The following is a 19,595-nucleotide window of genomic DNA, read 5'->3' on the forward strand; positions in this document are numbered from 1 at the left end:
CCGGGCAGCGTCGGCCGACGTACGGGTTGTCAGGCGACAGCGTCGGCCGGGAGCGCGTCGGCACCGGGAGTCCGGCCCGCGGCTGTGACCGCCCGACGGGCGTACGCGCGGACGTCGGCGTCGGGGTCTTCTACCGCGGACTCGAGGGCGTCGAGCGCAGTGCCGCTGTCCGGCCAGGTGGACAGTGACAGGACCGCTGCCTTGCGGACATCGAGGTGGCGGTCGGACAACGCCGCGCGCAGCGGTTCCACCGCAAGGTCCGGGCTGGCACCCGCTAGGCCCTTGGCGGCGCCGACGCGCACCTGCCAGGCCGAGTGGCCCAGGGCCGCAACGAGTTCGGTGATGTCGTCGGTGCCGAGGGCGGCATAGGCGGTGAGCGCGGCGGCACGGACCAGGGGGTCCGGGTCGGCGACCAGTGTCCGGATCACCTCGTGTCCACCCGCGCCGATCGAGGCCAGCCCTTGGGCGACCGCGATGCGCACCTCCCGGTTGGCGTCACCGGCGATCGAGGCGACGGCGTCGGCGTCGTCGAGCGAGACAAGCGCCCGCACCGCTTCGATCCGCACCCGGTGATCCGGATCGCGCAGTGCCGCACGGAATGCCGTGACGGACCCGGCCCGTAGCGCGCGCAACAGGTCGACGACCGTGGCGCGCACCAGCGGATCCGGGGAGCCGAGGTATTCCGCCAGCGCACCGGGCCCCGGCAGCACCTCCACCAGTTCCCGCAGGCTCTCGGTGGCGGCCCGGCGCACCGAGGCGCCCTCGTCACCGAGGGCCCGCACCAACTCGTCGGCGAAACCGTCGGGGGTGTTCTCGGTGAGCACCGACAGCGCCGCGACACGGACGACCGGATCAGGATCGGTCAGGAAGCTCGAAACATCTTCGAGTACAGGCGAATCCAGCGCCAGCAGGGTGACCAGCCGGGGCGAGGACGGCGACACCGGCGCGGCTTCGGTGCGTGCAGGCGCCGCACGCTGGGGCGCCCGGGTGCCGACCAGTTCCGGCTGGGCGATCACCTCGACGATCGGCTCGGCCGACGGCACGTCGTCGAGGCCGGGTACCGGCACCAGATAGGGCGCCACCGACCGTTTGACGAACTCCATCTCCCCGTCGGCGGTCTTGCGCAGATTCAGGTGGAAATTCCACGACTCGTCGTCGCGGTCGGGTAGGTCGGCGCGATCGTGGTAGAGCCCCCACCGCGATTCCGTGCGCGTCAGCGAACTGCGCGAGGCCATCTCGGCGCAGTCGCGGATGAACTGGACCTCCACTGCGCGCATCAGCTCGTGCGGTGTGGTCGCACCGATCCCGTCGACCTCGGCGCGCATCCGCTCGAAGGTCTCCACCGCGATCGATAGTTTCGCCGCCGTCTTCGGTGGCGCCACGTAGTCGTTCACGAACCGGCGCAGCTTGTACTCGACCTGGGTCTGCGGCGGACCCTCGGGCTGCCGCAACGGGCGGTAGACGAGTTCGTGTGCCTCGGCGAGCTGATCGACGGGCAGCGAACTCGGCGCCTCGACGTCGGCCAGCGTGGACGCCGCGTGCGCACCCGCGAGGTCGCCGTAGACGAACGCGCCGATCATGTAGTTGTGCGGCACGCACGCCAGGTCGCCGGCCGCATACAACCCGGGCACCGTGGTGCGCGCGTTCTCGTCCACCCACACACCTGAGGCCGAATGCCCACTGCACAAACCGATTTCGGAGATGTGCATCTCGATGTCGTGGGTGCGGTAGTCGTGACCGCGGTTGGCGTGGAACGTCCCGCGGGTGGGGCGTTCGGTGGTGTGCAGGATCGATTCGAGGGTGGACAGCGTCTCGTCGGGCAGGTGCGACACCTTGAGATAGATGGGGCCGCGCGCGGATTCGATCTCCTGCTTCACCTCGGCCATCATCTGGCCCGACCAGTAGTCCGAATCCACGAACCGTTCACCCTCGGCATTGACCTGATAGCCGCCGAACGGGTTGGCCACATACGCGCAGGCCGGGCCGTTGTAGTCCTTGATCAGCGGGTTGATCTGGAAGCACTCGATGCCCGAGAGCTCGGCACCGGCGTGATAGGCCATCGAGTACCCGTCGCCCGCATTGGTCGGGTTCTCGTAGGTGCCGTAGAGGTAACCCGAGGCAGGCAGCCCGAGCCTGCCGCACGGACCCGTCGCCAGGATCACCGCCTTGGCCGCGACCTCGACGAATTCACCGGTGCGCGTGTTCAACGCGGCCGCGCCGACCGCGCGGCCCTCGGCGGTCAGCACCCGCACCGGCATGAGCCGGTTCTCGATCCGGATCCGCTCCCGCATTTTGCGCTGACGCAGCACCCGGTACAGCGCCTTCTTCACGTCCTTGCCCTCGGGCATCGGCAACACATACGAGCCCGAGCGGTGCACCCGACGTACCGCGTATTCGCCGTACTCGTCCTTCTCGAACTTCACCCCGTAGCGTTCGAGTCGCTGCACCATGGCGAAACCTCTTGTCGCCGTTTGATACACGGTGCGCTGGTCGACGATGCCGTCGTTGGCGCGGGTGATCTCGGCGACGTAGTCCTCCGGTTCGGCCTTGCCGGGGATGACGGCGTTGTTCACGCCGTCCATTCCCATGGCCAGCGCACCGGAGTGGCGCACATGCGCTTTCTCGAGCAGCAGCACGTTCGCACCGGATTCGGCGGCGGTGAGCGCGGCCATGGTGCCCGCCGTTCCGCCGCCGATCACGAGCACGTCGCAGTCGAGGCGGACGCGGTCGTCCAGATCGGGAATGTTCACAGCGACTCCAGGATTCGGGACCTCAGCGCGCTCCGGTCGACCGGTTCGCGCGGGTCGGGGACCTCGACGACGGCCCGCAGCGTGCCCGCGCCGAGCACGGCGATCCGGTCGCCGAGGCACAGCGCTTCGTCGAGGTCGTGGGTGACGAAAACGATCGTGGTGGGATGTGCGCGCCAGGTGTCGACGAGCAGGCGCTGCATCTCGGCGCGGGTCTGGCTGTCGAGTGCGCCGAAGGGCTCGTCCATCAGCACCGCGCGCGGCGAACCGGCCAGGCTGCGGGCGAGTTGCACACGCTGACGCATCCCGCCCGACAGATCGCGAGGCAGGTAGTCGGCGTACCCGGTGAGCCCGACCTCGCCGAGCCAGCGCAGCGCCTGTTCCCGGCGCTCCGCTCGCGCGACACCGCGAAGACGCAGCGCCAGTTCGACATTGGCGCGAGCCGTGCGCCACGGCAGCAGCGCGTCGTCCTGGAAGACCAGTGCCCGATCCGCCGACGGCCGGGTGACGACATCACCGTCGGCCCGGATCGTCCCCCCGCTCGGCTCGCGCAGTCCGGCGATCGCACGCAGCAGGGTGGACTTGCCGCAGCCGGACTTGCCGACCAGGACGAGGATCTCCCCGGCGCCGATCGACAGATCCAGTTCGCGGACAACGGTTCTAGTGCCGTAGCCGACGCGCACCGATTCCAGATCGAGGCGCATGCCGGTCGAGACGGCGGTGGCGATGGTCATGAGGCGACCTCTCTCGGCAGCCAGCGGGTGGCCCGCCGGCCGGCCAGTTCGACGATTCCGGAGGTGAGGAAGCCGAGCACGCCGATGGTGATCATGCCGACGAACACGGCCGGGTAGTCCACGATGGTGTAGGACTGCCAGGTGCGGTAGCCGATCCCGAGGCGACCGGAGATCATCTCCGCGGAGATCAGGCAGATCCAGGCCACCCCCATACCCACCGACAATCCGCTGAACACGCCGGGCAGGATCCCGGGCACCACCACCCTGGTGAGCACCTCACGCCGCGACGCGCCGAGGGTGCGGACCGCGTCCTCCCAGATGGTCGGCAGCGCGCGCGTCGCGTGCCGGGTGCTCACCAGCACCGGGAACAACGAGGCGGTGAAGGTGATGAAGACGATGCCCGACTCGTCGCTGGGAAACAGCAGGATCGCCACCGGGACCAGCGCGATCGCCGGAATCGGTCGCACCAGTTCGGCCAGCGGACCGAACACGTCGGCCAGCAACCGGGACCGGCCAAGGCCGATACCCGCCAGCACCCCGACGACCGCGGCCAGCCCGAACCCGGTGACGATCCGGATCAGCGACTGCGCCACATCCAGGTAGTACTGTCCGCTGCCTAGGTGCTCCCCGAATTCGGCGACGATCTCGGTCACCGTCGGCAGGGTGTCGAACCGCAGTCCGGCCCGCACATCGCCTGCGGTGAGCACCTGCCACAACCCGATCGCCGCCACCACCGACCCGACCCGGATCAACCGCGAAGTCCACCCTGGGGAGTCGGCGGTGGTTACGTCACTGCCAGTGGTGGACAGTGTGCCGACCGGCGTTTCCGGCGATGCGGGAGCCGCCGTGGCCTCGATGGTCGGGGTAGGTGCCGCGGCAGCGCGGGCGGTGGGGGTCATCCGCGGACCTCCGTGACGGCCTGGTCGTAGGTGACAGCGGTGGCCGCCGGGTGGGTACCCCGGTACCGGTCGGCTGCGGCCTGGGTGGTGAAGGGCAGGTACCGGGTGCCCTCACGCAACCAGATCGCCTTGTCCGCGAACCAGCGGGTGCCCAGCTCGGCATCGGGAACATACGCCGCGCGAACGGTCTTGCCCTGCGCCTCGGCGGCTTGGACTGCCCGCAGCAGGCAGTCGGGATTCGCGGCGGGCTGTGGCTTTTCGGCGCCCTCGACCCACACCTCACCGGCCAGGGCCGGATCAGTCACGGGCACAGCGCACACCGGGTCGGTGCCGGTGACCTTACTGGGGTTGGTCGACTCGGCCAGGGTCGCGTCGTAATCGCGGCCGGTCTCGGCGAACGCCTGCCGCAGCGGCCCGTCCTCGACGAACGCGTCGATGTCGAGGTCGGCGAAGTCACCGATCGACTTCAGATAGTTCACGTCGTCCTTGAACGCCGCGATCAGCTTCGCCTTGAGGGTCGTGTCGAAGCTCGTGCCGCCGGGCCCGTTGTAGAGGTACACGACCTCCTGCGGCAGCCCGGACCCCTTCGCGACGAGATCCGCTGCCTCGAACGGCTTTTCGTTGAGGAAGGCGGTCGCGTCCAGCTGTGCGGCCAGGAACGCCTGCAGCACTTCGGGATGCTCGGCCGCGTACGCCCGCCGGGCGACCACCCCGTGGAAGGTCGGCACATTCAGCTCGGCACCGTCGTAGAGCAGCTTGGCCTTGTTCTGCTGCACCAGCAGACCCGGCCAGGCCACGAACTGTGACAGCGCGCTCACCTGATGCGATTCCAGTGCCGTCGCTCCGACCTGGGGTTGCTGGTTGAGCACCTCCACGCCCTTCGCCGGATCGATTCCCGCCCGGCTCAGCGCCTGCACCAGAGTGCCGTGACCCGCCGAACCCACACTGGCCGAGATCTTCTGCCCGGCCAGGTCGGTCAGCGAGCGCGCAGGCGAATCCTGCGGCACCACAACCATGTTCAGCGCACCCTTGGGGTTGTAGCCGGTGATCGACACCAGCTCGGTGCGGGAACGCTCGGCGGCCTGGGTGCGTGAACCGTTGATCAGCAACGGGTAGTCACCCATCGACCCGATATCGATCTTCTCCGCCACCATCTGGGCGGTGATCGGCGCACCGGTGTCGTAGTCCTGCCACTCCACCTGGTACTTCGCGCCACCCGCGTCGGTGATCTGTTGCAGCCGCCGTTCGAGATAGCCCTGTGCGCGCAGCAGCGTGCCCGCGGTGACGGTGTTGATGGTCTTGGACTGATAGCCGATGACGACCTTGACGGTGCCCGCCGGTGCGGCGGTGGAACTTTCGAGTGAGCACCCGGCCGCGGCGAGGGCGACGGCAAGGGCGACGGGCAGCAAACGAGTGATCTTCATGCGTGGGGTTCCCGGGTTCAGCGGAGCAGGTAGGGCATGTTGACGGTGACGGCGCCGGTGGGGCAGCGGGCGGCGCAGGGACCGCAGTACCAGCACTCGTCGACATGCATGTAGGCCTTGCCCGAATCCTCGTGAATGGCAAGGGAATCGAGCGGGCACATGTCGACGCACAACGTGCAGCCGGTGATGCACAGGGATTCGTCGATCGTCACGGGGACGTCGGCGCGCTGGGGTACGAGGGCCATCTAACGGACCTTCCATTCGGGTGCGCTGCGCACGAGGCTGCCGCGCATGGTGATTCGATCGCCGCGCATGCGGATGTATTCGAGATCGACGGGTCTGCCGTCGTCGAGGCGGGTGAGTCGCTCGAGCATCAGCAGCGGCGCACCGGCCGGGGCGTCCAGGGTGACGGCGGTATGCGGGTCGGCGGCCACCGCCTCGAGGGCGATCTCGGCGTCACCGAGCGAGCGGCCGGTGATCTGCTCGAGCAGGACGAACACATCGGTGCTCGCGAGATCGTGGGCCAGCACCTCGGCGCCGATGTCCGGGACCAGGTAGGTGAGGTCAAGGCTCAGCGGCAGGTCGGCGAGGAAGCGCAGCCGCTCGATGTAGACCACCTGCTCGCCCGGTGTGAGCCCGAGCTTGCGGGCCACGGCGGGCGGCGCGGTGACGGTGCCCGCCACGCGCACTTCGTTGCGCACCGTGCCGTGCTCGGCGAGGGTTTCCTGCAAACCGAGCAGCACGTCGAGTCCGTGGTCGAACTTGCGGGCCGCCACCCGGGTGCCCACCTTCGGGGCACGGTCGATGAGTCCCTCGTCGCGCAGCAGCGCCAGCGCCGCGCGGACGGTGTTGCGGGAGGCGCCGTGTTCGGCGGCCAACTCCTGCTCGCCGGGCACCGTGCCGTCGAGCGCGCCCGACAGGATCTGGTGGCGCACCACGTCGGCGACGCGACGGGCCCGATCGGCGCGCCGGTCGTGCCCCGGCTCTTTGGTGCCTGTTCTCTCGCTGACCTGCATGAACAGCGACGATAGTGGCGATTACGCCGGTGCCCGCGGCGCGCGGATCGGCACGAAATCGTGCCGATGTGTTCGCGCCGGGTGGCTACTCGCGCGACCTGCGCGAACCCGGCCCGCTCCGGGTATTGCGCCACCCGGCGCCACTAGGACGGCCTTGAAATCAGGCCGATCGTAATGTCAGGGCTGGCCCGGCTTGAGCACGATGAACAGCCCGTTGGCCTCGGCGCAGAGACGGTCACCGTCGTGCATGGTCGCCTTCAGGTACACCTTGCGGCCGTCGCGCCGTTCGGCATGGGCGCGCACGGTGAGTTCGCGCTCGAGCGGGGTGACAGACCGGTAGTCGACGGTGAGCGAGGCCGTGCGGGTCACCGCGCCGGTGGCCAGGGCGGCGGTCATGCCGAGGATGTCGTCGAAGGCGAGCGAGATGTGCCCGCCGTGCGCGGCCTGGTTGCCGCCCAGGTGGAAGGTACGGAAGATGACCTTCGCGGTCACACCGTCGCGGTCACCGCTGACCACCGTGTACGGCGGCAGAGTGATGTTGCCGCGCGCGGGTAGATCGGTGCGCGTCCAGCTCGGCGAGGACCACTCGTCTACCACGGCCTCGTCGAGGCGTGCATTGAGCTGCTCGAGCGCGACGATCGTCTCCTTGGCCAGCTCGTCGGACGGGTTCGCCAGTCGCGCGCGGTCCATCAGCTCGCGCACCTGCTCGATGAACTCGCCGTAGTGCGGTCCGCCGATCAGGGTGTCGCTTTCGCTCGCGCGCGCTTCGATGAGCTCGGCCATCGGCCGGAAGCCGCCCTCGTGATGCGTCTGGTCGGGCCGCGAGTCGCCGACGTTCTTCTCGTCCATATGCAACACGTTATCGTTTCCGAGCTGGGCGTTCGCGCGGGGGACCGCCGCCGGTCGGTTAGGCTCGATGCCGATCATCATCGACGGCGAGAGGCTTGACATGAGTATCGCGGCGGTTGTGTTCGACATGGACGGTGTGCTGATCGACTCCGAGCCCGTCTGGGAAAAGGTCCGCAAAGATTACGTCACCGTCAATGGTGGTCGCTGGCAACCGGATTCGCAGCAGCGCATGATGGGCATGTCGACCGTGGAGTGGTCGTCGTATCTGGCCGACGACCTCGGTGTCGCTCAACCGGCCGACAAGGTCGCCGCCGACGTCATCGATCTGATGGCCGACGAGTACGCCCAGCACCTGCCGCTGCTGCCCGGCGCTGTCGACGCCGTGCGGCGCTGCGCGGATTCCTGGAAGCTCGGGCTCGCCAGTTCTTCTCCTGCCTCCCTGATCGCGCTCGTCTTGGAGAAGGCGGGGTTGATGCAGAGTTTCGCGGTCGTGCTGTCCACCGAGGAGGTGGGTCGCGGCAAGCCTGCGCCCGATGTGTATCTCACCGTCGCACAGCGGTTGGGAGTCGACCCGAACAACTGTACGGCGGTGGAGGATTCGACCAACGGTCTGCGATCCGCGCACGCCGCGGGGATGCGGGTGATCGCGGTGCCGCGCCCCGAATTTCCGGCCTCGGCCGAGGCACTCGCCCAGGCCGAGGTGGTCATCGACGGTCTCGATCAGCTCACCGCCGACGTGATCACCGGTTGATCAGAAACTGCCGGTGACACCGTCGATGCGTTCGCGCAGCAGGTCGGCGTGCCCGTTGTGGCGGGCGTACTCCTCGATCATGTGCAGATACACCCAGCGCAGCGTGTAGCCGTCGGAGCGCCACGGCACCTGGAACACATGGTCGAGGGGGAGGTCGGCGACCACGGCGTCGCAGGCGGCGACTTCGGCGTGGAACAGGTCGAAGACCTCCGGTGCCGGGCGCGAGTCCAGGTCGTCGAAGTCGGCGTCGGGTTCGAGTTCGGAGGCGTACACCGGGCCGATGTCCTCGCCGGCGGCCGAGACCCGGAACCAGCCGCGTTCGACCTCGGTGAGATGACGAACCAGCCCGAGCAGCGACAGATTCGACGGCGGAACCGAACGTTTCGCCAGCTGCGCGGCGTCTAGCCCACCGCATTTGTTGAGCAACGTCTGACGGTGGAAGTCCAACCAGGACTGCAACATCGGGCGTTCGTCGGCGCCGACCAGGGTGCGGGTCGGCACGAGTTCGGGCGCCTGCCAGGTCATGGGTGCGAGGCTAGTCGCCGTCGTCCGATCGCGCAGTCCGATTACCGCGACGATGCCGGTCACGGGTCTCGGCGCGCGGTCCGGCACACTGGCCGGATGGGTGCCGAGCATGTCGACCTGCCCGAGGTCGTGGTCCACGTCGGTGACGGTTCGGGCGCGCCACGCGCCGTCGACCCCGCCCGGCCCGGGGCCGACGCCGTGAACCCGGCCCCCGACCACCCTTTCCTCCTGCTCACCCGGGGACCGGACCACATCCAGGCCCGCTACCTGCCCGACGGCACCTACGAGATCGAACACATCGCGGGCACCGACCACCGCCACCTGTTCACCACCGACGCGGTGCTGGTGCGCGATGTCGTCTGGTCCTGGATCCAGCGCGACACCTGGTGGTCGGACACCGTCGCCTGGACGACCGTCGACCCCGCCCTCGCCGAAATCGACGCCCTCCGCGCCGAACTCACCGACATGCTCGACGGCATGTCCCTGCTCGACAGCGTCACCGACGACCTCGACGCGGCACTCGCCCGAGCCGACGAACTACTCACCGCCGAACCGGATTTCGACGACGGGTGACGGCGGAAAGGTCGCCGCGGTGACGAACCCGCGGCGACCCTCCCGTCAGTCCTCGTCGCCCTCGCACCAGTCGTCGAACGCCTCGAACTCGGCCTCGTACTGGGGTGGGACGGAGTCTTCGACCGCATCCTCGATGGGATCCCACACCCGGTTGCAGTTCTCCGGTGCAGGTGGCCAGGACTCGATGTACTGGACCAGTGGGGTCTTCGGCGCTTCGGGTTCCTCGGCGTTCGCCACTGCGGCCGAGCTCAGCGCGAAGGCACCCGCGACGGCCACGGCGGTGACGACCCGGTAACCAGCTCTCACAACATCCTCCTGTCTTCGACGGCACTCCATGCCGGCTCGATTCTGCCTCCGCCTTACCCACCGACCGCTCGTCCAAGCACGCCGGCGCTGTCGTGTCGCGACATAAGACACGCTTATGTGCTCGTCGTGGATCGGGATCTACCCGGGAATGCGCGGCCCGGCGATGGTGGGAAGGTGAATCGCGTAGGAACTGTCGTGCCGGGCCTGGCCCTGGCACTGCTGCTGGCCGCCGTCGCCACCCCGGTGGGCAAGGCGCTGCCGATGGCCGGAGCGCCGGTGGTGGCCCTGATCGCCGGTGCGGTGACCGGAATGTGGTTGCGGCGCCGGGGGGGTGCGAGGTTCGAGCCGGGCCTCGACGTGGCCAGGCAGCGGGTGCTCGGGTGGGCCATCGTGCTGATCGGTCTCGGTCTGCCGATGGGTTCGGTGCTCGGTGTGGGGCGTGAGACCGCTGTCGTACTGGTCGGCACCCTCGTCGCCGGTGCCGTCGCCGCGTTCGTCGTCGGGCGGATGCTCGCCGTGGATCGTGAGTCGGCCACTCTGATCGCCGCCGGGTCGACCATCTGCGGTGCCTCCGCCATCGCCGCCGCGACAGCGGTCCTCCGCCCCGACCGCCAACGGGTGGCCTACGCGCTCGGCACCATCTTCGTCTTCAATGTCGTTGCGGTACTCGTCTATCCGCCGCTGGGTCGGGCGATCGGGATGTCGCCGCAGGCGTTCGGCCTCTGGGCGGGCACCGCCATCAACGACACCTCCTCGGTGCTGGCCGCCGGTGTGGTGTTCGGGGCGGGCGCCGCACAATTCGCCGTCGTGGTGAAGCTGGTCCGCAGTCTGGCCATCGTCCCGCTCTGCCTCGGCCTGCATCTGGGGCGCCGACGGCTGGCCGAGCGAACGGGCACATCGCCCGGCTCCCTGCGCGAGAGCTTCCCGTTGTTCGTCGTGATGTTCGTGGCGGCCTCCATTGTCGCCGCCACCGGGATCCTGCCCTCGGCTCTCACCGAGCCACTCGCCGCGACGAGCGGCTGGTTGATCACCGCCGTCCTGGCCGCCATCGGCACGTCCCTGAGCCTGGACCGCCTGCGGTCCGCGGGTCCACGTCCGCTGCTCCTCGGCGGCGCCATCGGCGTGGTGCTCGGCACCTCGAGCCTGGCGCTGATGGCGCTCACCGGCTGGTGCTGAAATCCGAGGTCAGGTGCGTATTCGGCGCCTCGCGGAGATCATCGTGGTTTGCTGGAGAGGTGCGCACACGAAGCCGGATCGCCGTCGCCGCCCTCGGCGCCATGCTGTGGGGCGAGTGGGTGAACTGGCGTGCGTCCCGAACCGAGGCGCGCCCCGACACCGGCGGTTCGGAGGCGGTGGTCGTGCTCGGATACCGCAACGCCGGTCGCAGCGCCAACGCCATGAACCGATGGCGAGTGCGCGCGGGTCTGCGTTCCCTCGACCCAGGGGCGAGCGAATCGCGGCTGGTCCTGTGCGGCGGTGCCTGCGCGGGGCCCGACACCGAGGCATCGCTGCTGGCCCGCTACGCACGCGAACGCGGGTACACCGGAGAGCTCGTTCTCGAGGAGAGCAGCCGATCCACCTGGGAGAACATCGCCTTCGCCCTCCCGTTCCTGAAGGACGTCGATCGGATCAAGATCGTCTCCCTGCCGTCGCACGCCGCCGTCGCACGCCGCTATCTCGCGGAGCAGAGTCCCGAGCTCGCCACCCGTCTGGTGCGTGGACGCGACTACCGCTTCGGGGAATGGATGCCGCTCAAACCGGTGATCGCGCTCTACGGGGTCGCGAAGAACCTGCGCCGCACACCGGTGACCGGTGCGTGATGCTGCCACCGGGAACCCCCGACCTCGACGTTCTCGATCTGCTGGTGTCGGTCGCCGAGCTGGGTAGTCTCGGCGCCGCCGCGCGCCGACACGGCATCACCCAGCCCGCCGCGAGCATGCGCATCAGCGCCCTGGAACGACGAATGCGGGTCAAACTGCTCGACCGCGGGCCGACCGGGTCGGAACTCACCGACGCGGGCCGCGCCGTCGTCGAGCACGCGCGGCCGGTGCTCGCGGCCGTGCGCGACCTCGTCGACGACATCGACCGGCTGCGTGCCGCCCAGGCCACGCGCCTGCGGATCGCCGCATCGAAAACCATTGCCGATCATCGCGTTCCGCATTGGCTGGCGGCCTTGCGCACCGACCACCCCGAGGTCGTCGTCGCCCTGGACGTCGAGAATTCCACCCAGGTCGCCGCCCTCGTCCGCGACGGCGCCGCCGACGTGGGTTTCGTCGAGGGTCCGCACCCGCCCGCCGGGCTGGGCAGCCGGGTGCTCGGCGCCGACGAACTGGTCGTCGTCGTGGCGCGTGATCACCCGTGGGCGCGCCGGAAGACCCCCGTGACGCTCGCCGAGCTCGCCGGCACCGCCCTGCTCTGGCGTGAACCCGGCTCCGGCACCCGCGACACCGTCTGGGACCTGCTCAGCAGCGAGGGCGCACCGGCGGGCCCGGCCGCCGAACTCGGCTCGGCCGCGGCCATCGTCGCCGCCGCGCGAACCGGGATGGCCCCGGCGGTGCTGAGCCGCCTGTTCGCCGCACCCGATCTGGCCTCCGGTGCCCTGGTCGAGGTCTCCTCGACCGATGCCACTCGCCTCACCCGCAAGTTCCGGGCGATCTGGCGGCGTACCAGCCCACCGACCGGCCCCGCCGAGCTCCTCGTCGAGCGCGCCGCCCGCCTCGAAGCGGCCCGCCGCTAGCGAATTCGGCCGGTGTGTACCGCTCGGTCCAGCGAAATGGTGCGTCGTCGGCGCGGACAGCTCTAGGCTGTATTCGCTACACACTGTGGAGGTTGGATCTATGACGGTCGACATCGTGACCGAACCGGCGACGGAGGAACTGTGGACCGGATCGGCCCGGCCGGCCGGGGCACCGCCCACGTCGATGATCGAGCGGATGACACTCATCCTCGACGCCTTCGACGCGACCACCCCGACCCTCACTCTGCTCGGTCTGGCCGAGCGCACCGGCCTGCCCAGGTCAACGGTGCATCGCATCCTCGATCAGATGATCCGATTGCGTTGGCTCGCACACACTCCCGGCGGCTACCGCCTCGGGCTGCGAGTGCTCGAACTCGGCGGACTCGCCGCCGAGCACAACGAACTGCGTGAAGTGGTCGGCCCGCTGCTCTACGACCTCAGCCAGCGCACCGGCCTGGTCGGGCACCTCGCCGTGCTCGACGGCCGCGAGGTGCTGTTCCTCGACCGCGCGGGCAGGCGCGGGCAGGTGGCGATCCCCACCCGCATCGGCGGCCGGTTGCCTGCGCACTGTACGGCCCTCGGCAAAGCGCTGCTGGCCACGCTCGAACCCGGCATCGCCGAGGCTTCGCTGCGCGGCAACACCGTCGCCCGCACGGCCCGCACCATCATCGACCGGGTGGAACTGCACCGCGAACTGGCCCGCATCCGGCACCGTCAGGGCGTTGCCGTCGACACCGAGGAATCACTGCCCGGCGTGGGCTGTGTCGCGGTGCCGATCCGTGGCCGAGGGGTAGCGGTAGCCGCGATTTCGTTGTCGGGCACCGTGAACGGCGACCGCGCCGCCCTCGACACCGCTCGCCTGGCGCGCGCCCTCGCCGAGGTGGCCAACGAGGCATCGCGCGCGCTGACACCCCGGCACGGGCGCGGCTGACTAACTCCGGCGCGCCATCGCCCGGCCCGCGGCGCGGCCGGAGAAGATGCAGCCGCCGAGGAACGTGCCCTCGAGCGCGTTGTATCCGTGCACACCGCCACCGCCGAACCCGGCGACCTCACCGGCGGCGTACAGGCCGTCGAACACCGAACCGTCCGGGCGCAGCACCTGCGAGTCGAGGTCGGTCTGCAAGCCGCCCAACGTCTTGCGGGTCAGCACATTGAGCCGCACCGCGATCAGCGGGCCGTGGGCCGGATCGAGGATGCGATGCGGGGAAACCACCCGCTGCAACTTGTCGCCGATGTACTTGCGGGCGGCGGTGATCGCCGCGATCTGCGCGTCCTTGGTGAAGGGGTTGGTCACCTCGCGATCGCGAGCGACGATCTGCCGTTCCAGTTCGGCGGCATCGAGCTTGGGCCCGCGCGCGATCTCGTTCATGCCGTCCACCAGGGCGGGGAGCGAGTCGGCGACCACGAAGTCCACACCGTGCTGCTTGAACGCCTCGACCGGGCCCGGTGCACCCTTGGCCAAGCGGCTGCGCAGCGTGAGCTTCCAGTCCTTGCCGGTGATGTCGGGGTTCTGCTCCGAGCCGGAGAGGGCGAACTCCTTCTCGATGATGGTCTGGTTCAGCACGAACCAGGAGTAGTCGTAGCCGGTCGACAGGATCTGGCGCATCGTGGCATTGGTGTCGAAGCCGGGGAAGCACGGTCCGGGCATGCGGCGGCCGTTCGCGTCGAACCACAGCGGCGAGGGACCGGGCAGGATGCGGATGGCGTGATCGGGCCACACCGGATCCCAGTTGTTGATGCCCTCGGTGTAGTGCCACATGCGATCGCGGTTCACCAGGGCCGCGCCCGCGCTCTCGGAGATGCCGAGCATCCGCCCGTCGACGTAGGCGGGTACGCCTGAGATCATCGTCTCCGGGCACGGGCCGAGGCGCTCGGTCGGCCAGTTGCGTCGGATGATGTCGTGCGCGTGCCCGATGCCACCTGTGCTCACCAGCACCGCGGGCGCCTGGAAGTCGAAGTCGCCCACCACTTCCCGGTTCGAGGCGACACCACGCTCGGTGTCGCTCGGCGCGAGCACGCTGCCGCGCACACCGGTGACCGCGCCGTCGGCGACGACCAGCTCGTCGACCCGGTGGCGGAACGCGAACCGCACCAGGCCCTTGGCCTCACCCGCCAGCACGGGCTCGAGGAACACCCGCAGAACTTCCGGGCCGGTGCCCCAGGTGAGGTGGAAGCGGGGAACCGAATTGCCGTGGCCGTCGGCGAGGGAACCGCCGCGTTCGGCCCAGCCGACGATCGGTGTGATGCGTAAACCCAAGGCGTGCAGGTAGTCCCGCTTCTCGTCGGTCGCGAAGCGCACGTAGGCGCGCGCCCACTCCACGGCCATGCTGTCCTCGCCGTCGAGGCGATCGAAACCGGCCGACCCCATCCAGTCCTGCAGGGCGAGGTCGTAGGAATCCTTGATGCCGAGGCGGCGCTGCTCGGGGGTGTCGACCAGGAACAGCCCACCCAGCGACCAGAACGCCTGTCCGCCCAGATTGGCGCGGTTCTCCTGATCGACCACGAGCACCTTGCGTCCGGCCAGCACCAGCTCGTGGGTGGCGACCAGGCCCGCGAGCCCGGAGCCGACCACGATCGCGTCGGGGGAGAAATCATCGGTGGGCTGGGGTGCTGCGCTCGACATGTAGGAAAGCTAGCATTGCTGCGACGGTGACCGGGGGGGAGTCCTGGAATTCACCTGACCAGCGATGTTCACCGAAGAAAGGTTCCAGAAACCATGAAGGTCCGGATCCGCGCGGGCGCCGCCGTGCTCGCGCTCGCCGTGCTGGCGTCCCTCGGCGCCACCTCCTGTGGCAAGTCACGCTGGTGCGAACGCGACCTCGGCGATGTGCACGTGGCCGACTCCTACTGCGAGAAGAACACCCCCGGCTACGAGTGGGAACCCGACAACGACAAGCCGAAGTACAAAAAGAAGTCCAAGAAGAAGTAAATTACCTGGGCGGCCCTGTGCCGCAGGCGATCCGAGACGCAACCGTGGCGCAAGGGATGCGCAACGCATGCCGTGCCGATGCCGTTGACCGGGTATTCCACCTCTGAGCACGCCGAATGCCGTTGAGGCAGACGGTAACTGCTCGGTTCTCTATTCCTCACAACGGCGTGAGCAGGTGGTCCCCATGGCCTATCGGAAGGTAATGCGTATCGGTTGGAAGCGCACAGCGACAATGCTGTCGGTGTTGCTTCTCGCCACGGGAATCGGTTCGGCGATATCGCCCGGACCTACGGCGTGGGCACAGGGTTGTGCCGCAGTGGACGTCGTAATCGCCCGTGGCACAACAGAGCCCGGATATCTAGGGGCCGCCGTCGGGGACCCGCTCTACGCGGTCCTGCGCGAGCACCTGGCTGTCGACACCACCGCCCACCGTGTGGAATATCCCGCCGATCTGCTGGTGCCGTCCTCGGTGAGCGACGGAACCCGCGCCATGACCGGGCATCTCGTCGCCCGCTCGGCCGCCTGCCCCGACCAGCGTTTCATTCTGGTCGGCTATTCACAGGGTGCGGTGGTCACCCACGGTGTGCTGGGTTCGCCTGCCGCACTGGTGCTCCCGGGCATGTGGACCCTCCCGCCCGAGCTGTCACACCGCGTCCTCGCGGTACTGCTATTCGGCGACCCACTCCGCCTGGTCGGCGCAACGGTCCACCCGTGGTACGCGGACCGCACGCAGAATTATTGCGCCGCAGGCGATCCGGTATGCGCGGGCGGAATCTTCCCCGCCGCCCACGGCACCTACGAATGGGCCTTCGCCGACGCGGCGGGACAGGTGAACGCCCGGCTGTGAAGTCGCCCGCCGGAGGGAAGTACGTTCCCGACTACGCGGGGATCCGGCTGGGCTCCGGTGTGATGATCGGCCCGAAGGCCACCTTCATCACCATGGGACACCCGATCGGTCCTGCGGACGTGGTGACACCGGCATTCGCGGACGGAAAGTGACCGCGAGGGCTTCTATCGTGCGGTTATGGGAAATCGAACGGAGAGGATCGTGGTCACCACTCCCACAGGACATGTGGGGTCGCGGGTGGTGCGGCTGTTGGTGCAGGCGGGAGTTCGGCCGCGGGTGCTGATGCGGCACCCGGGGCGGCTCGACGATGCGGTTCGGGAGCTGGTCGACGTGGTGCAGGTCGACCAGGGGGACGCGGACGCCGTGGTGCGGGCCACCGAGGGGGCCGATCGGTTGTTCTGGGTCGACCCACCCGCGCTGGTGGACGGTGATCCGGTAGCCGGTTACGCGCTGATGGGCGCCTCGGCGGCGCGGGCCGTAGTCGAGAACGGCATCGAGAAGACGGTGTTCCTCAGCAGCGGGGGAGCCGAGAAACGTACCGGCGCAGGAGAGATCGACGGGCTCGCACGCACCGAGGAGCTTCTCGACGCCACCGGTGCGGATGTGCTGCATCTGCGGTGCGGGTACTTCTTCACGAACCTGCTGCCCCAACTCGACGAGATCCAAGCAGGCACGCTGTCCACGCTGTGGCCGCTGGACCATGCCATGCCGTGGGTCGATCCGCGCGATATCGGTGAGGTCGCCGCGCTGCGGTTGCTGTCCGACGACTGGTCGGGCCGGGTAGTCCAGGCGGTCCACGGACCCGAGGATCTCACCTTCGCGCGCGTGGCCGAGATCCTCGGCGCACAACTCGGGCGCGACGTCACCCCGATCCACCTCTCCGACCGGGAGTTCCGGAACGCCCTGCGATCAGCGGGGCTCGGTGACGGCCAGATCGACGGAATCGCCGGAATGGCAGCGGGTCTCAGCACGGACTACATCCCGGAGGACCCCCGAACCCTGCTCACCACCACGCCGACGACTTTGGCCGAGTGGGTCTGCCGTCAGCTGCGCTGATCACCCGGGTTGTCCCGCCCCCACACGACGTGGGCGAGGCTGCGGGATGTGCGCCCGACCCGACCCGGTCACGACACCCCCCGACAAAAGCGAGTGTCGTGACCGGGACTCAGGTCACCAGTGAACGCCGGGCAGCATCCGGCTCATCCGCGCGGCGGGACTCGGAACGACCATCAGCGGGGCGAGGACCGGTCCGAGGACCGTGAGCGGTCCACGCGACGGTTCGGTGGTCTCGGCGGGCTCCGCGATGACCGGTTCCTGCTTGCCCTGCGCGGCGGTCGATTCACCGAACAGGCGGTACCCGGTGTGCATGATGGTCCGTTTCAGCGACGGCAGGAACATCTCGACCGCCTGCGAGAACGTGCCGACAGGTGTGTCGATGCGGTCGGGGCGTTCGAGCAGGGCGCGGACCACGATGCCCGCCGCCCGCTCCGGATCCGGCAGCGGCAGCGCGCGGTAGAGCTCGGTCGGCGCGATCATGGGTGTGCGGACCAGCGGCATCCGGATGGAGGTGAAAGTGATTCCCGCGTCACGGTTTTCGACCGCGGCGATGTCACTGAAGTTGTCCAGCGCCGACTTGCTCGCGGCGTACGCGGCGAAGCGCGGCACCTTGGTCTGTACGGCGATCGAGGAGATGTTCACGATGTGGCCGAAGTGGCGTTCCCGCATCGACGGCAGCAGCGCGAGGATGAGCCGCACCGCCCCGAAGTAGTTCACCGCCATGGTCCGCTCGAAATCGTGCATGCGGTCCACCGAATTGGCCACCGAGCGCCGGATCGAACGGCCCGCGTTGTTCACCAGGTAGTCGACGTGGCCGTGCTCGGCGAGCACCGTCTGCACCAGCGCGCCGACGGCCGTGGCATCGGTGATATCGCACGGGTAGGCGAAAGCCGACCCACCGTCGGCACGAATGGATTCCGCTGCGGCAGTGAGGTCTTCGACACCGCGCGCGACCATCAGCACCACCGCGCCACGACGCGCGACAGCATGCGCGGTGGCCAGGCCGATGCCCGACGAGGCGCCGGTGATGAGCACCGTGCGGCCCGAGAGCGGATGCGCCCCGGACTCGACACGGCCACGCTGCGGATCGAGGTTGGCCCGCCAGAATTCCCACAGCCGGGCGGCGTAGGTCTCGAAGGCAGGCACCGCGAGCCCGGGCAGCAGCGCCCGCGTGGAGTCCGAAACGAACTCGGCGGTGAAACCGACATGCGGGGCCACCTCGGCGGGGATGCCCGCCTGCTCGAACAGGAAGTCGCGCACCGCGTGTGCGCCGGGCACCTGCCCGAGCCCGCGCAGCGCGAACGCACTGCCCGGCACGGTCCCGATCCCGGTCGGCCCACCCGCCGCGCTCGCCAGCGCACGGTAGATCTCGCCGAACGGCTGCGGCTCCGGGTTGACCAGGTGGAATGTGCGCCCGTCCAGCCCCGGGCGGCGCACCAGGCGAACCATCGCCTCGGCCACGTAGTCGACCGGAACCACATTGGTGGCACCCAGATCGGGCAGCGGCAGCGGCAGTTCGGCGGGCAGGTCCGACAGCGCCGCGATCGCCGGGAAGAAGTAGTACGGGCCGTCGATCTTGTCCATCTCGCCGGTACGCGAATCGCCGACCACGATCGCGGGGCGATACACCCGCCACCGCACATCGCCGGCCTCGCGGACCAGCTTCTCGGCCGCGAACTTGGTGCGGTGGTACGGCGAGGTGAGGTTCTGGCCGAGGTCGAAATCCTCCTCGAAGAACTTGCCGTGATGATCGCCCGCCACCGCCACCGAGGACACGTGGTGCAGGACCGCACCGAGCCTGCGGGCCAGCTCGATCACCGCGCGGGTGCCGTTCACATTGGCCGCGTGGGCGGATTCCTCGTCGGCGGTCATGTCGTAGACCGCGCCGAGGTGCAGCACATGGTCGGCGCGCGGCGGCTCGTCGCCCAAGCCGAGCCCCTCGGCGGTCAGGTCGCCGACCAGCGCGAATACGCGATCGCCGTCGGGGTGCTGCGCATTGAGCGCGGTGAACTTGGCCAGCGACTCGGCGCGCACCAGCACGTGCACGATCGCGGCCGGGTCGGCGGCGAGCAACTCACGTACCACTCGCCGACCGAGAAAACCGGTACCGCCCGTCACGATGTAGGAAACCATCGCCCCTCCTGAAAATGTCTCGAAACACGGTGTGCGCAAAAGTGATCCGGCATGCGGCGGTGGATGTGG

The 19,595-nt window shown here is 69.1% G+C and carries 21 protein-coding genes; 10 read left to right on the plus strand and 11 right to left on the minus strand.

Annotated elements, in window-relative coordinates; genetic code table 11:
• Positions 1-29 precede the first annotated feature (29 nt).
• The 7 genes from HYG95_RS08375 to HYG95_RS08405 all read right to left on the minus strand — a co-directional run bounded on the left by HYG95_RS08375 (position 30) and on the right by HYG95_RS08405 (position 7,669).
• Positions 30-2,750 carry a fumarate reductase/succinate dehydrogenase flavoprotein subunit gene (locus tag HYG95_RS08375; protein WP_181697428.1) on the minus strand — a complete coding sequence of 907 codons (2,721 nt, stop codon included), beginning with the start codon at positions 2,748-2,750 and terminating at the stop codon, positions 30-32.
• Entirely contained in the window at positions 2,747-3,481 is a 735-nt protein-coding gene (locus HYG95_RS08380; RefSeq protein WP_181697429.1) for an ABC transporter ATP-binding protein, read from the minus strand. The genes HYG95_RS08375 and HYG95_RS08380 overlap by 4 nt, the downstream gene beginning before the upstream one ends.
• On the minus strand, positions 3,478-4,380 hold the full coding sequence (locus tag HYG95_RS08385; protein WP_255495069.1) for an ABC transporter permease: 903 nt from the start codon (positions 4,378-4,380) through the stop codon (positions 3,478-3,480). The genes HYG95_RS08380 and HYG95_RS08385 overlap by 4 nt, the downstream gene beginning before the upstream one ends.
• Positions 4,377-5,804 carry an ABC transporter substrate-binding protein gene (locus HYG95_RS08390; RefSeq protein WP_181697430.1) on the minus strand — a complete coding sequence of 476 codons (1,428 nt, stop codon included), beginning with the start codon at positions 5,802-5,804 and terminating at the stop codon, positions 4,377-4,379. The genes HYG95_RS08385 and HYG95_RS08390 overlap by 4 nt, the downstream gene beginning before the upstream one ends.
• 17 nt (positions 5,805-5,821) lie before the next feature.
• Positions 5,822-6,049 (minus strand): ferredoxin family protein, encoded by a 228-nt coding sequence (locus HYG95_RS08395; RefSeq protein ID WP_019046727.1) that lies wholly within the window; start codon positions 6,047-6,049, stop codon positions 5,822-5,824.
• On the minus strand, positions 6,050-6,820 hold the full coding sequence (locus HYG95_RS08400; protein ID WP_181697431.1) for a GntR family transcriptional regulator: 771 nt from the start codon (positions 6,818-6,820) through the stop codon (positions 6,050-6,052).
• Between the two features lie 177 nt (positions 6,821-6,997).
• On the minus strand, positions 6,998-7,669 hold the full coding sequence (locus HYG95_RS08405) for a PaaI family thioesterase (protein WP_181697432.1): 672 nt from the start codon (positions 7,667-7,669) through the stop codon (positions 6,998-7,000).
• Positions 7,670-7,736: 67 nt separating this feature from the next.
• Here HYG95_RS08405 and HYG95_RS08410 point away from each other — a divergent pair, with 67 nt between their 5' ends.
• On the plus strand, positions 7,737-8,420 hold the full coding sequence (locus HYG95_RS08410; RefSeq protein ID WP_370465721.1) for an HAD family hydrolase: 684 nt from the start codon (positions 7,737-7,739) through the stop codon (positions 8,418-8,420).
• On the opposite strand, the gene HYG95_RS08415 is transcribed toward HYG95_RS08410, so the two are convergent.
• Positions 8,421-8,945 carry a DinB family protein gene (locus HYG95_RS08415; RefSeq protein WP_181697433.1) on the minus strand — a complete coding sequence of 175 codons (525 nt, stop codon included), beginning with the start codon at positions 8,943-8,945 and terminating at the stop codon, positions 8,421-8,423.
• A gap of 96 nt (positions 8,946-9,041) precedes the next feature.
• Between HYG95_RS08415 and HYG95_RS08420 the strand changes: the two genes are divergently transcribed.
• On the plus strand, positions 9,042-9,518 hold the full coding sequence (locus HYG95_RS08420) for a hypothetical protein (protein ID WP_181697434.1): 477 nt from the start codon (positions 9,042-9,044) through the stop codon (positions 9,516-9,518).
• Positions 9,519-9,563: 45 nt separating this feature from the next.
• Here HYG95_RS08420 and HYG95_RS08425 read toward each other — a convergent pair whose 3' ends face one another.
• Positions 9,564-9,824 carry a hypothetical protein gene (locus HYG95_RS08425; protein WP_356983237.1) on the minus strand — a complete coding sequence of 87 codons (261 nt, stop codon included), beginning with the start codon at positions 9,822-9,824 and terminating at the stop codon, positions 9,564-9,566.
• A 174-nt stretch (positions 9,825-9,998) separates the two neighbouring features.
• Between HYG95_RS08425 and HYG95_RS08430 the strand changes: the two genes are divergently transcribed.
• From HYG95_RS08430 to HYG95_RS08445, 4 genes are all read left to right on the plus strand, one after another.
• Positions 9,999-11,000, plus strand: coding sequence for a putative sulfate exporter family transporter (locus HYG95_RS08430; RefSeq protein ID WP_181697436.1), 1,002 nt, complete (start codon positions 9,999-10,001; stop codon positions 10,998-11,000).
• A 59-nt stretch (positions 11,001-11,059) separates the two neighbouring features.
• Positions 11,060-11,644 carry a YdcF family protein gene (locus HYG95_RS08435; protein WP_370465722.1) on the plus strand — a complete coding sequence of 195 codons (585 nt, stop codon included), beginning with the start codon at positions 11,060-11,062 and terminating at the stop codon, positions 11,642-11,644.
• On the plus strand, positions 11,641-12,561 hold the full coding sequence (locus tag HYG95_RS08440; RefSeq protein ID WP_181697437.1) for a LysR substrate-binding domain-containing protein: 921 nt from the start codon (positions 11,641-11,643) through the stop codon (positions 12,559-12,561). Before HYG95_RS08435 ends, HYG95_RS08440 begins: the two co-directional genes overlap by 4 nt.
• A 100-nt stretch (positions 12,562-12,661) precedes the next feature.
• Positions 12,662-13,492: an IclR family transcriptional regulator gene (locus HYG95_RS08445; RefSeq protein ID WP_181697438.1), complete on the plus strand. Its 831-nt coding sequence runs from the start codon at positions 12,662-12,664 to the stop codon at positions 13,490-13,492.
• Here the strand turns inward: HYG95_RS08445 and HYG95_RS08450 are convergent, their stop codons facing one another.
• On the minus strand, positions 13,493-15,184 hold the full coding sequence (locus HYG95_RS08450; RefSeq protein ID WP_181697439.1) for an FAD-binding dehydrogenase: 1,692 nt from the start codon (positions 15,182-15,184) through the stop codon (positions 13,493-13,495).
• Between the two features lie 93 nt (positions 15,185-15,277).
• Here HYG95_RS08450 and HYG95_RS08455 point away from each other — a divergent pair, with 93 nt between their 5' ends.
• The 4 genes from HYG95_RS08455 to HYG95_RS08470 all read left to right on the plus strand — a co-directional run bounded on the left by HYG95_RS08455 (position 15,278) and on the right by HYG95_RS08470 (position 17,393).
• Positions 15,278-15,490: a hypothetical protein gene (locus HYG95_RS08455; protein WP_067488734.1), complete on the plus strand. Its 213-nt coding sequence runs from the start codon at positions 15,278-15,280 to the stop codon at positions 15,488-15,490.
• A 316-nt stretch (positions 15,491-15,806) separates the two neighbouring features.
• Positions 15,807-16,337 carry a cutinase family protein gene (locus HYG95_RS08460; RefSeq protein ID WP_370465723.1) on the plus strand — a complete coding sequence of 177 codons (531 nt, stop codon included), beginning with the start codon at positions 15,807-15,809 and terminating at the stop codon, positions 16,335-16,337.
• On the plus strand, positions 16,334-16,489 hold the full coding sequence (locus tag HYG95_RS24480; protein WP_220139190.1) for a hypothetical protein: 156 nt from the start codon (positions 16,334-16,336) through the stop codon (positions 16,487-16,489). Before HYG95_RS08460 ends, HYG95_RS24480 begins: the two co-directional genes overlap by 4 nt.
• A 25-nt stretch (positions 16,490-16,514) precedes the next feature.
• The gene (locus HYG95_RS08470; protein WP_181697440.1) at positions 16,515-17,393 is read left to right on the plus strand and encodes an NAD(P)H-binding protein; all 879 of its coding nucleotides are present in this window, start codon (positions 16,515-16,517) and stop codon (positions 17,391-17,393) included.
• A 114-nt stretch (positions 17,394-17,507) separates the two neighbouring features.
• Here HYG95_RS08470 and HYG95_RS08475 read toward each other — a convergent pair whose 3' ends face one another.
• Entirely contained in the window at positions 17,508-19,526 is a 2,019-nt protein-coding gene (locus HYG95_RS08475; RefSeq protein WP_181697441.1) for an SDR family oxidoreductase, read from the minus strand.
• Positions 19,527-19,595 lie beyond the last annotated feature (69 nt).

It is taken from the genome of Nocardia sp. GTS18, from assembly GCF_013839555.1.
GTDB classification, from domain to species: domain Bacteria; phylum Actinomycetota; class Actinomycetes; order Mycobacteriales; family Mycobacteriaceae; genus Nocardia; species Nocardia rosealba.